This is a genomic window from Acidiphilium sp. C61 (assembly GCF_905116885.1).
In the GTDB taxonomy this organism is placed as follows: Bacteria; Pseudomonadota; Alphaproteobacteria; order Acetobacterales; family Acetobacteraceae; genus Acidiphilium.
Window position 1 is genome coordinate 1 of the sequence record NZ_CAJHNI010000006.1, and the last position, 11960, is coordinate 11960.

Annotated in this window: 12 protein-coding genes and 2 pseudogenes; 9 read left to right on the forward strand and 5 right to left on the reverse strand. The window is 68.3% G+C overall.

Features of this window, described 5'->3' with window-relative positions:
* From HUW10_RS18425 to HUW10_RS18090, 7 genes and pseudogenes are all read left to right on the forward strand, one after another.
* Positions 1 to 292: MaoC family dehydratase N-terminal domain-containing protein (locus HUW10_RS18425; protein WP_236656553.1), on the forward strand; the 292-nt coding region annotated here is incomplete at its 5' end.
* Positions 293 to 364: 72 nt separating this feature from the next.
* Positions 365 to 706: a hypothetical protein gene (locus tag HUW10_RS18430; RefSeq protein ID WP_236656554.1), complete on the forward strand. Its 342-nt coding sequence runs from the start codon at positions 365 to 367 to the stop codon at positions 704 to 706.
* 30 nt (positions 707 to 736) lie between these two features.
* A pseudogene (locus HUW10_RS18080) lies at positions 737 to 1833 on the forward strand (HpcH/HpaI aldolase/citrate lyase family protein).
* A gap of 156 nt (positions 1834 to 1989) precedes the next feature.
* Positions 1990 to 2034: pseudogene (locus HUW10_RS18515) on the forward strand (hypothetical protein); the annotation flags it as partial.
* An 85-nt stretch (positions 2035 to 2119) separates the two neighbouring features.
* Complete coding sequence (locus tag HUW10_RS18440) at positions 2120 to 2992, forward strand: MmgE/PrpD family protein (RefSeq protein ID WP_254592126.1); 873 nt, start codon at positions 2120 to 2122, stop codon at positions 2990 to 2992.
* Positions 2993 to 3421: 429 nt separating this feature from the next.
* Positions 3422 to 3622, forward strand: coding sequence for a hypothetical protein (locus HUW10_RS18445; RefSeq protein WP_236656555.1), 201 nt, complete (start codon positions 3422 to 3424; stop codon positions 3620 to 3622).
* Positions 3619 to 4014 carry a DUF4142 domain-containing protein gene (locus HUW10_RS18090; protein ID WP_236656556.1) on the forward strand — a complete coding sequence of 132 codons (396 nt, stop codon included), beginning with the start codon at positions 3619 to 3621 and terminating at the stop codon, positions 4012 to 4014. The genes HUW10_RS18445 and HUW10_RS18090 overlap by 4 nt, the downstream gene beginning before the upstream one ends.
* Before the next feature lie 149 nt (positions 4015 to 4163).
* Here HUW10_RS18090 and HUW10_RS18095 read toward each other — a convergent pair whose 3' ends face one another.
* From HUW10_RS18095 to HUW10_RS18115, 5 genes are all read right to left on the reverse strand, one after another.
* Positions 4164 to 5114 carry a transporter gene (locus HUW10_RS18095; protein ID WP_174504966.1) on the reverse strand — a complete coding sequence of 317 codons (951 nt, stop codon included), beginning with the start codon at positions 5112 to 5114 and terminating at the stop codon, positions 4164 to 4166.
* A 284-nt stretch (positions 5115 to 5398) separates the two neighbouring features.
* A complete protein-coding gene (locus tag HUW10_RS18100) occupies positions 5399 to 6874 on the reverse strand; it encodes an ATP-binding cassette domain-containing protein (protein ID WP_174504459.1) in 1476 nt (491 codons plus the stop codon).
* Positions 6871 to 7791 carry a branched-chain amino acid ABC transporter permease gene (locus tag HUW10_RS18105; protein ID WP_174504458.1) on the reverse strand — a complete coding sequence of 307 codons (921 nt, stop codon included), beginning with the start codon at positions 7789 to 7791 and terminating at the stop codon, positions 6871 to 6873. The genes HUW10_RS18100 and HUW10_RS18105 overlap by 4 nt, the downstream gene beginning before the upstream one ends.
* On the reverse strand, positions 7791 to 8666 hold the full coding sequence (locus HUW10_RS18110; protein WP_174504457.1) for a branched-chain amino acid ABC transporter permease: 876 nt from the start codon (positions 8664 to 8666) through the stop codon (positions 7791 to 7793). The genes HUW10_RS18105 and HUW10_RS18110 overlap by 1 nt, the downstream gene beginning before the upstream one ends.
* A 75-nt stretch (positions 8667 to 8741) precedes the next feature.
* A complete protein-coding gene (locus tag HUW10_RS18115) occupies positions 8742 to 9977 on the reverse strand; it encodes an ABC transporter substrate-binding protein (protein WP_174504456.1) in 1236 nt (411 codons plus the stop codon).
* Positions 9978 to 10188: 211 nt separating this feature from the next.
* On the opposite strand from HUW10_RS18115, the gene HUW10_RS18120 reads away from it, so the two are divergent.
* Positions 10189 to 11520, forward strand: a complete 1332-nt coding sequence (locus HUW10_RS18120; protein WP_236656557.1) for a type II and III secretion system protein family protein — start codon at positions 10189 to 10191, stop codon at positions 11518 to 11520.
* Between the two features lie 126 nt (positions 11521 to 11646).
* Positions 11647 to 11960 (forward strand): hypothetical protein (locus HUW10_RS18125; protein ID WP_236656558.1); only part of this gene is annotated, 314 nt, incomplete at its 3' end.

Here is an 11960-nt window from a genome sequence, read left to right on the forward strand (position 1 = left end):
GCCTGTCGCCGCCGACGGTGGTGGGCGCGCGGCTCGGCGCCGACGGGCACCGGCGCGCGGCGGATTCCTGCCGCCGGTTCCCCTGCCCCGGCGGATGTGGGCGGGCGGCGCGCTCGAATTCCACGACACGCTGCGCGTGGGCGACACGGTGCGGCGCAGTTCGGAGATCGGCGATGTCGTCGTCAAGCAGGGGCGGACCGGGACGCTGTGTTTCGTGACGGTGCGGCACACGCTCGCCACCGCGGGGGGTGGCGCTGCGCGAGCGGCACGACATCGTCTATCGCGGCCTTGATGCGGGGCAAGGCGGGGCGGGGCAAGGCGGGGCGGGCAAGGCGGGGGGGCCAGGTGGAGCGCGGCCGGCAGCGTGACCGACAAGGCGGGGACGGACAAGGCGGCGGCGCCGGCGACGTGGCGGCGGGAGATGACGGCGAGCCCGACCCTGCTGTTCCGCTACTCGGCGGTGACGTTCAACGGCCATCGCATCCATTACGACCGCAGCTATGTCACCGGGGTCGAGTTCTATCCGGGGTTGATCGTGCACGGGCCGTTGCAGGCGACCTGGCTGTTGCAGTTCGCCGAGGAGATCGGCGGGCGGCGGCCGGAGAGCTTCAGCTTCCGCGGGTGCAGCCGCTGTTCGATTTCGAGGTGTTCGCGCTGTGCGCGCGGCGCGAGGGGATGGGTTCGCACTCTGGGTCGAGACCAATGACGGCAAGCGGACGATGGAGGCACGGGCCGCATGAGCGGGTTCGCCGCGATCGCGCCGCTGTTCGTGCCGGCGGACCGGCCGGAGCGCTATGCCAAGGCGGCGGCGAGCGGCGCCGATGCGGTGATCGTCGATCTGGAGGACGCGGTGGCGCCGGCGCGCAAGGCGATGGCCCGGGCGGCGCTGGCGGAGGGGTTCGCCACGCTGCCGGCCGGGGTTGCCGCCTTCGTGCGGGTGAACGCGGCGGGCACGGAATGGCACGAGGACGATCTTGCCGCGATCGTCGCACTGCCGGTTGCCGGGATCGTGCTGGCGAAGGCGGAGACGCCAGCGCAGGCCGAGCGCGCCGCGATGGGGCGCGGGTGATCGCGCTGATCGAATCGGCGCGGGGCATGGCGATGGCGCGCGAGATCGCCGCGAGCCCGGCGGTGCGGCGGCTGGCCTTCGGCAGCATCGATTATTGCGCCGATCTCGGCGCCACGCATCTGCGCGAGGTGCTGCTGCCGGCGCGGGCGGAGCTGGTGCTGGCATCGCGCCTCGCCGGGCTGGCGGCGCCGCTCGACGGGGTGACGCCGGCGCTCGATGACGCGGCACTGATCGAGGATGACGCGCGCCACGCGATGAGCCTCGGTTTCGGCGGCAAGCTCTGCATCCATCCAAAACAGATCGGCCCGGCGCGGGCCGGCTTCGCGCCGGCGGCGGCCGAGATCGACTGGGCGCGCAGATCCTCGCCGCCGGGGATGAGGGGGCGGTCGCGGTTGGCGGGACGATGGTGGACGCGCCGGTGCGGCTGCGGGCGCGGCAGATCCTCGCCCGCGCCGGCGAGACAAGGGAACAGGACGGGACGGCATGAGCACGACGACGACGACCGACGCCGCGGACATCGAGGCGGGCATCACCGGAGACCTCGCGCGCTTCGCCGCCGGGCTGGGCATGGCGGATCTGCCGGCGGCGGTGACGCAGCGGATCGGCCTGCTGGCGTTGGACGCGGTGGGCAACGCGGTGCGGCGCGGGAGGCGGCGGAGAGCACGAGGGCGCTGATCGCCGCGGTGCGGGCGATGGCATGGGGGATGGCGAGGCGCCGGTTTTCGCCGATCCGGCCGGTTATGCCGCCGCCGGGGCGACGCTGATCAACTGCGCGCTGGTGCATTCGCTGGATTTCGACGACACCATGCGGCGGCGATCGTGCATCCCGGCGCGCCGGTGATCCCGGCGGCGCTGGGGGCGGCGGCGATGAGGGGGCGGATGGGGCGACGGTGATCGCGGCGATCGCGGCGGGGTATGAGGTGGCGCTGCGGCTCGCCCTGGCGCTGCCGGCCGGCGCGCATTACGACGCCGGCTTCCATCCGAGTGCGACTTGCGGGAGTTTCGGCGCGATGGCCGCGGTCGGGTGTGTTCGGGCTGAGCCCGGCGGCGATGGCGTCGGGCTTCGGCATCGTGCTCAGCCAGACCGCGGGCAGTTTGCAATTCCTCGCCAACGGGGCCTGGACCAAGCGCTTCCAGGTGGGCTGGGCGGGGATGGCGGGAATGGCCGCCGCCTGCCTCGCGCGCGAGGGGTTCAAGGGCGCGGCGGCGCCGATCGAGGGGCGGCACGGGTTTCTCAACGCCTATAGCCCGGCGCCGGAGCCGGAGCGGGTGCTGGCCGGGCTCGGCACCGACTGGGAGCTGATGAAGACCGGGGTGAAACCCTATCCCTCGTGCCGCTGGGGTCATGCCGGGATCGACGCGGCGATCGCGCTGCGGGCGGAGCTTGGGCTGCGGGCCGAGGAGATCGAGGACGCGACGCTCGGGATCTCGCGCGCGGGGATGCTGCTGATCGGCGAGCCGGCCTCGCGCAAGGCGCGGCCGGAAAACATCGTCGATGCGCAGTTCAGCGGGCCCTTCGTGATCGCCACCGCGCTGGCGACCGGCCGGATGGACTGGGCGAGCTATGAGCTTCTGGACGACCCCGGGATCCGCGCGCTGATGGCGCGGGTGCGCTGCGAGAACGACCCGGATATCGAGGCCGAGTTTCCGCGGAACATGTCCGGCAAGCTGACGGTGCACGCGCGGGGGCAGCGTTTCGTGCGGCGCGTGGTGGTGCCGCGGGGCGAGCCGGAGACGTTTCCCGACGAGGCGGCGTTCCGCGCCAAGTTCGACGGGCTGACGCGGCAGGTGTTGGGCGCGGCGCAGGCCGAGCGCCTGGCCGATGCGGTGCTGGGCCTCGGCGCGCGGGACGAGGTGGCGGGCTTGTTCGCGCTGAGCCGGCCGGGAGCGGCGCAAGACGGGGCGCAAGACGGGGTGCTGTGAACAAAACGGGAATTACTTAACAGCGAGTATATAATTCTGGACCATTCCCAGAACCTATGAAAATCCCGTAATTTGGGACAAATATCCCGGCAAGAAAAAGGCCCCGGACATGTCCGGGGCCAGTTTGTATCGATGGGAGGAGATGAGGCGTCAAACAACCATCTCTGGTCTGCTTTCCAACATCGATGCAACCCTAGGTTATTTTTCTGCATGGGGCAAGCGAAATCCGCCACGGGCGATGAACTAGAGCATCATCCGATCAGATGGAATCATCTGATCGGATAAAGATGCTCGACTTATCAATATGATAGAGCACTACATCCGATCCAATCGGATCGGAAAGTGCTCTAGATCAATGACGGCGGCAGCTGCGCGGGGGACGATGGCGGGCGCGGCAAGAGTGCCGGCGCGCCATGGAGGATCACGATCATGCAAGCTGCAACCAGACCCGTTGCTGCATCTGTTGTCCCGCTTGATGCGAGAGGCCGCGCCGGGCGGGCGCGCTTCCGCCTCGCCGCGCTGGGCGCGCTGCTCGCGCTTGGCGGCTGCGCGACCACCGCAGAGGCGCCGCTGGGGCGGCGCTGGGGCCGACGGATCTCGCGTTCGTCACCACCGCCTCGCAACTGGTGAATTTCGATCTCGACGCCTGTTCGTTCGTCAGGCGCGGGCCGATCGAGCCGACGGCGCGGGCGGCGGTGGAGCAGGTTTGCGCCGATGCCGCGACCTATGCGCCGCGGCTGCAGGCGCTGGCGGCGCGCGAGGGCGTGAGACTGCCCACCGCCCTGCCCTTCGACCTCAAGGAAAAACTCGTCTCGCTCAATTATCACCCGCAGCCGAACCTGACCGTCGAGTTCCTGCGCGACGAGATCGGCAGCCATGAGAGCGCCATCGCGGTGTTCCAGGGCGAACTGCGCGAGGGGCGGAACCAGGCGTTCCAGCAGACCGCGCGCGATGGGCTGCCGGTGCTGGAGCGCAACCTCGCGATGCTGCGCGCCGCCCTGCCTCCGGGGATGGCAGAATGAAAAGCGCCCGGACGGCAGGACCGTCCGGGCGCCCGCATTAGAGCACTTTCCGATCCTTTTGGATCGGATGTAGTGCTCTATCATATTGATAAACCGAGCATCTTCATCCGATCAGATGATTCCATCCGATCGGATGATGCTCTAGTCGATCAGAAAACCTTGCCGACCTGGGCGAGGAAGACGACGTTGTTGCGCGCGCCGCCACGGGTTTGCAGGTCGGTCGAGAGTTCGGCCTGGCCGAAGATGGTGGGCGAGAGGAACGAACCGGCGATGATGCCGAGGCGGGTGAAATCGTTGCGGTTGCCGGTATCGGTCGTGACGCCCGCCTTGACCTCCGACACCCTGCCGCCGAAGGTTTTCTCGAAGCTCAGGCCGACATAACCGGCCGTCTGCGGGTGGAAATAATACGGCGCGTAGACGATCAGCTGGCCGACCGGGTCGGTTTTCAGATGGACGCCGGGGGAGACGCTGGTGTCGCCATAGACATAGCCATCGGCCCAGACCTGGAGGTCGAGCCGGCGGCCCTTGGCCTGGCCGAAGATTTTGTGGGTGAAGCCGATTTCGAGATTGTTCACCCAGTTGTTGGTGCTGGCGTTCAGCGCGATCGAGGGGTTGTAGGACCCGGAGGGCGGGCTGACGAAATAGGCGAGGACGGCGGTTTCGTCCTCGGCGGGGTTGTTGAGCGGGTAGATGAAGGCGGAGAGCTGCGGCTCGGCGAAGCCGCCCTGGTGCGACAGGCTCTGGCCGCCGACCCGCTGGTTGCCGAGGAAGGAGACATAGGGGACGATGAGCTGCGCGCCCCATTGCATGCCGTCCACCGGGTTGAAGGTGTGGACGAGGCGGAGGATCGGCACGTCGGTCTCGATGTTGGTGTGGCCGAGCTTGGTGCCGTGCTGGGTGTAGAACGTGGTCGCCGAGGCGAACTGGTTGTAGAGCATCGCGACGCTGACATTGGGCGGCGGCGACGGCGCGTCATACGGCAGCGGGCCGCCGGCCTGGGCCGGCAGGGTCATCGCCGCGACGGCGAGGCCGACACCGAAGGCGGCGCCGGCGACGGACAAAGCGGCGCGGGAGAATTTCGAGGCTGTCTTGTCGGTCATGGACGGTCTCCTTGTTGGGTGGTCACGGTTTTTTTTTGGAGATTTCCCGATCCTGCCGGAATGGGAAACCCCTGCTGGAGTGCCGATCGGGGCGATATCATCCGATCGGGTAGCGAGTATCCGGATGGATGATAGTGTGGTGCCATTCGTGACGAAGAATGACAATCTCATTACCTCCGGATAGGGCAGTTTCGTTATCGTTTACGTAAGATCGTGACGTAAAGGTCACACTCAGGCTAGGCGAAGACGGGTTAATATTCGATCAACACGCGGCGGAACCGGCCTTACAGGTAGCCGGTTCCCGCCTCCGCGGCGAAGCGCGTGGGCGTGCCGTTCCAGATGATGCGGCCATGCTCGATGACATAGACACGGTCGGCATGCGGCAGGGCGAAGGTGACGTTCTGCTCGCCGAGAAGGACCGTGATGTCGGTGGTCTCGCGCAGGCGGGACAGCGCCTCGGACAGCTGGCCGAGGATGACCGGGGCGAGGCCGAGGGTCGGCTCGTCGAGGATCAGCAGGCGCGGCTTGAGCATCAGCGAGCGGGCGATGGCGAGCATCTGCTGCTCGCCGCCGGAGAGGGTGCGCGATTCCTGGGTGCCGCGGACGCGCAGGATGGGGAACAGCTCGTGCAGCCAGTCGAGCCGGGAGGCGCGTTCGCCGGGCGGCAGGCGCTGGCCGGCGAGTTCGAGATTCTCGGCGACCGACAGGCGGCCGAACAGCTCGCGGGTTTCCGGGCACTGGACGATGCCGGCGCGCGCGATTGCCGCCGCCGATTCGCCGGCGCGCTTCGCCCCGTCCCAGCTGATCGCGCCGCGGAACGGGACGAGGCCGGAGATGGCGTTGAACAGCGAGGTCTTGCCGGCGCCGTTGAGGCCGACGATGGAGACGAACTCGCCCTCGTGCACGGTGAGGGAGACATTCTCCAGCGCCTGCGCCTTGCCGTAGAAGACGCTGATGTCCTCGGCCTGGAGCAGCACCTTGTGGGCGGCGATCTCGGCCTCGGGGCGTTCGTGGGTTTCGATGCCGCCGCCGAGATAGACGCGGCGGACGGTTTCGTCCTGCATCACCTGCTCGGAGGAGCCTTCGGCGATCTTTTCGCCGAGATAGAGGGCGAGCACGCGGTCCGCCAGAGAGGCGATGCTCTTGACGTTGTGGTCGACCAGCATGACGGCGCGGCCCTGGTCGCGGAAGCGGCGGATCAGGGCGGAGAAATCATGCACCTCGGCACTGGTCAGGCCGGCGAAGGGTTCGTCGACCAGCACCACGCTCGGGTTGCGGGCGATCGCCTTGGCGAGTTCCATCCGCCGCAGGTCGGCGAAGGGGAGCGTTGCCGGCAGGCGGTCGAGCACCTCGCCGAGGCCGCATTCCTCGCCGATTCGCCGCGCCGTCTCGATCGCGCCCGGCGGCGGGCGGAGGCGGCTCAGGCTGTCGGGCAGCAGGCCGAGCAGGATGTTCTCCAGCACGGTTTGCAGCCGCAACGGGCGGGAGTGCTGGAAGACGATGCCGACCCCGGCGCGGGCGATGTCGTAGGTCGGGCGGCCGGCGATGTCCTGCCCGTCGAGCAGGATCTGCCCGGCGGTGGGGCGGACGACGCCCATGATCATCTGCATGACCGTGGACTTGCCCGAGCCGTTGGGGCCGATCAGGCCGAGGATCTCGCCGGGATAGAGGTTGAAGTCGAGCGACTTGACGGCGATGAGGCCGCCGAAGCGCTTGTGCAGCCCGCTGACGGCGAGGCGCGGGGTGGTGGTGGTGTTCATGCGCCCCTCCGGTGCGGCAGCAGGCCGAGCAGACCGTCCGGGAACAGCACGATCACCACCAGCGCGATCAGGGCGACGACGAAGGTGGAGAGCTGGCCGATCGGGCGGAGGAGTTCGCCGGCGACGATGAGGAAGACCGAGCCGATGGCGCCGCCGATGATGGTGCGGCGGCCGCCGAGCACGGCGGCGATGATCACCCGCACGCCGATCGAGATGTCGACCACGGCGCTGACCGAGGCGGTGCCGAGATAGAAGACGAGGAAGGCACCGGCGAGGCCGGAGAACAGCGCGGAGACGGCGAAGGCGAGGATCTTGTGGCGGGTCGCGTTGAAGCCGAGCGCTGCCGCGGCCACCTGGTCCTGCCCGGCGGCCTGCAGGATCATCCCCAGCGAGGAGCGGGAGATCAGGAACAGGATCAGCCCGCTGACCAGCATGAAGGCGAGCGCGTATTCGTAGTTGGCCGCACTGCTGATCGAGAGCACGTCCGGCACCGAGAGGCCGATCTCGCCGCCGGTGACGCCGGCGAAGATGACGATGGCCTGTTGCAGCAGCAGCACCGAGACCAGGGTGATCAGGCCGAGATAGGGGCCGGAGAGGCGCAATGCGGGGATGGCCAGGGCAACGCCGCCGGCCACCGCGGCGAGGGCGCCGACGACGATGGCGAGCGGCACCGGCAGGCCGAGCAGCGCGTTCGACATGCCCGCGCCATAGGCGCCGAGGCCGATCAGGAAGGTCGGGCCGAAATTGACCTCGCCGGCATAGCCGAACAGCAGATCCCACGACATCGCGAAGACGGCGAAGTAGAAGGCGGTGGTCAGCACGCCGAGGATGTAGCCATTGGCGCCGAGCGGGAAGAGCGCCAGCACGATGAGGAAGACCGCGAGCGCGGCCAGGCGGGATTTCGGTATCGTCGACATCAGCGCCGTCCCAGCAGCCCTTGCGGCCGCATGTAGATCACCACGACGAGAAGGATGAGGGCCGGCACCTCGCGCAGCGAGGGCGAGACCAGGTAGGCGGTGACGGTTTCGATGTAGCCGACGATATAGGCCGCGATCAGCGTGCCGGAGACCGAGCCGAGCCCGCCCAGCACGACAATGGTGAAGGCGCTGCCGGTCAGCCCCGGCACGTAATCGGACCCCGAGCCGAGGAAGCTGCCGAGCAGCACGCCGGCGATGCCCGCGAGCAGGCCGTAGATCACCCAGACGAAGAGGTAGATCCGGTCGAGCTCGAAGCCGAGCAGGGTGAGCGCCCGCGGGTTGATCGAGGCGGCGAGCAGGCGGCGGCCGACCTGGGTGCGGTTGACCAGCAGCCAGAGCGCGCCCATCACCGCCCAGGCGACGGCGGCGATGAAGATCTCGTTGATCGGGGTGCGGACGCCGAGGATGGAGACCGTGCCGGCGATCAGCGGCTGCACCGTGATCGGGCTGTTGGTGAAGGCGTAGGACAGCGACTCCTGGATCATCACGCCCCAGAGCAGGGTCGCCGTCAGCACGAACAGCTCGCGCTCATGCGCGGGCACGGCGCGGGAATTCTCGATCGGGCGGACGATGCCGCCATAGGTCACGAGGGCCGCGACGAGGCAGACGGCGACGCCGGCGAGGGCGCCGACATAGGGGCCGAAGCCGAGCGAGGTATCGAGATACCAGGCGATCATCGCGGCGATGACCATCAGGCCGCCATGCGCGAGATTGAGGACGCCGGAGACGCCGAAGATGAGCGTGAAGCCCAGCGCGCCGAGCGCGTAGAGCGTGCTGATCGCGAAACCGTCGATCAGGATCTGGATCGCTAGCAAGTCCTACCCTCCCAGGTCAGACGAAAACGTGGGCAGATCCCGCCGGCGACAGGGCCGGCGGGACCGCGGGGCGGGTCAGGATTTCGGGACGGGCACGAAGCCGGGGAACTTCGCCTTGGCGTTGGCGAGCTTCAGCGGCCAGATGCATTTCTGCTGGCCGGCCTGCCATTGCAGGGCAACGCCGGTGACATAGTCGGGGCCGTATTTCAGCGCGTGGGCGAACTTGCTCTTCGCGCCCTGAAAGGCGATCTGGCCCTGGGTGCCGACCATGTTGGTCTGTTCCAGCGCATGGACGATGGGCAGCGGCTTGGTGGATTTCGCACGCTTCAGCGCATCGGCGAGCGCATAGACGGCATCATAGGTCGAGTAGGCCGAATAGGCCGGGGAGTAACCAAATTTCTTCACATAGGCGTCGGTGAAGGGGAGGGTTTTCGGCGTGATGGCAACGCCCGGGGCGGCGGTGCTGCCGGTGATCACACCCTCGGTCGCGCCGTTGGTGGCTTTCCAGAACACGTCGGAGCCGGCCTGGGCGTTGATCCCGGCGAGCGCCACGGGCACTTTCTGCTGCGCCCACTGCACCGTCGGCTGCACGCCGACATGGGCCCAGCCGGCGATGATGACGTTGGGCTTCAGCGTCTCGATCTTCTGGTAGATCGGGGTGAAATCGGACGTGTTGGGCGCGAAGCGGATATTGTCGAGCACCTTCAGGCCGATCTTGGGCAGGCAGGAATCGTAGCCGGCGTCGAGCGGCTTGGTCCAGGCGGCGTCCTCGCTCATGACCACGGCGGTCTTCATGTGGAACTGGTCGACCAGGGTCGCCTTCGAGGCGTCGCACACCGCGCGGGCGAGATAGGCGGCCGGCATGTAGGCGTGGAAGATGTATTGATGGGCCTTGAAGTCCTTGTGGACGTATTCGGACAGCTCGTTGGCGGCCGCACCGGTGATCATGTAGGGCTCGTGCAGGCGGGCGGCCCAGGGTTCGAGCGCCAGCGCCACCTCGCTGACGAAGGTGCCGATGATGGCGACGGCGTGATCCTGCCTCACCATGCGCTGGAAGGAGCGGATGGCATCGGTGGTGGAAAGGTGATCGTCCTCGATCACCAGCTTGATCGGCCGGCCGTCGATCCCGCCGGCGGCGTTGATCTGCTCGGCGGCGAGTGTCGCGCCATTGGCGATGGCCTTGCCGGGAATGGTGCCAATTTCGGAGGTGATGCCGACGACGATCGGCTTCGCGGCCTGTGCCGCCACCGGCACCACCGCCATGGCCGCGCCGGCGAAGGCGGCGGCGAACGCTGTTTTCTTTCTGGACATTGGTAGCTCCCCTTATTCGCAGTTTTGAATTTGATTGAGGGGATCATGCCATAGGTTGCGCATTCGGCAAGGGGGTATCGCACGCAGGAAGGCGCTTTTCGGAATTCGCCACGCGAAATCCGCGACGGCAACCATTCGTTAATAGAACATCCGTAAATTTACCTCTAGCGCGTCTCACCCCTGAGACCTGTCCCGTTTGAGGAAAAATGCCTTGGCTCCACCACCGGACAGAATATTCCCGCCCGCGCGGACGACGCGGCGATTTTCAACCAGGCTTGCGGCGACGCGGCTGCTGGCGGCGCTGATCGCGATCGGGAGCGGCACGGCGGCGGCCCCGGCCGGACAGAAGGCGCGGCACGCGGCGGCGGTGGCGGTGGCGGGCGGACGGCTGAACATCGCCCAGGGCAGCGGCAGGCTGGTGACGCTGCGCGGCACCGCGGCGAACGTGTTCGTCGCCGATCCGAAAGTGGTGTCGGTGCGACCGGCCAGCGCGCATACGCTGTTCGTGTTCGGCACCGCGCCGGGCTTCACCACCATCGCCGTGACCGATTCGCAGGGGCATGACGTGGCGACGTTCCGGGTCGCGGTGACCCCCGGCACCTATCACGCCGCGGCAATCCGCGCCGGCGCGGCGCGGACGGCTCCCGGCGCGCGGCTCGCGATCAGCAGTGCTGCGCATGGCGTGGTGGTGCGCGGCACGGTGGCGACGCCGGTGCAGGACTACCAGGTGATGCAGCAGGCGCACCTGATCGCCGGCAAGGGCGGCCACGTGGTCAATCAGACCGAGGTGCGGCTGCCGCAGCAGGTGGCGCTCAAGGTGCGGATCGCGCAGATGTCGCGCACGATCACGCAGCAGCTCGGGATCAACTGGCAGAGCGCGGGCAATGGGATTTCGGTGGGCAAGTTCCTGTTCGGGTTCAGCGCGCTCGACGTGCTGAACGGATCGAGCCCGGCGACGCCGGCCGCGGGGAGCTACAATGCCGGGCTTTCGACCGGTGGCGGCGCGATCGACAGCATTCTCGACGCGCTGAACAGCGACAATCTCGCGCATATCCTGGCTGAGCCGACGCTGACCGCACTCTCGGGGCAGAGCGCGAGCTTCATCGATGGCGGCTCCTTCCCGGTGCCGGTGCCCGGGCAGAACGGCCAGGTGACGGTGCAGTACAAGGATTTCGGCGTGCAGCTGAAATTCCGCCCCGTGGTGCTCGATAACGGCAGCATCATCCTGCATGTCGAGCCGACGGTGAGCGCGCCGACGACGCAGAACGCCTTCCAGATCGCGGTGGCGGGCACGTCGATCGTGGTGCCGTCGCTGTCCACCCAGTCGGCCTCGACAACGGTCGTGATCGGCAGCGGACAGACCCTCGCCATCGCGCCTGCTCAGCAACAGCAGCAACCAGACCGACAAGTCGGTGCCGGGGCTCGGCGACATTCGGTGCTCGGCGCCGCGTTTCGCGCCGACAGCTACGACCGGCAGGAGGAGGAACTCGTGATCCTCGTGACCCCTATCTCGTCAAGCCGGTGGACCAGGCGGGGCGGATGATGACGCCGGACCAGGGATGGTCGCCGCCCAACCAGATCCAGCGGGTCTTTCTCGGCGCGACAATGGCGGCGGGCACGCGGTCGTGCTGCCGGGCCAGGCCGGGTTCATCCTGCGATGAGGACGACGATGGGCGAGCGCAGCGCAAGGCGGCACGGTCGCGCGGCCATCCTGCTCGGGGCGAGCGCGCTGCTGCTGGCCGGCTGCGCCGGGGGCGACCCGTTCGCGCGGCCGGGAACATGGCGGGAGAACGGTGCGCCGATGCACAATATCGCGATCGAGCTGGTCAATCCGCATGATCTCGTCGCCGGGCGCGGCGATGCGCGGCTGACCGGGCCGATCGCGGAAAAGGCGGTGGGTAGCGCGCTGAAGGCGCCGGCAGGCGGCGGCGGCGGCGCAGCTCCGCTCGGCGGGGCCGGCGGTGGTGGCGGTGGCGGTGGCGG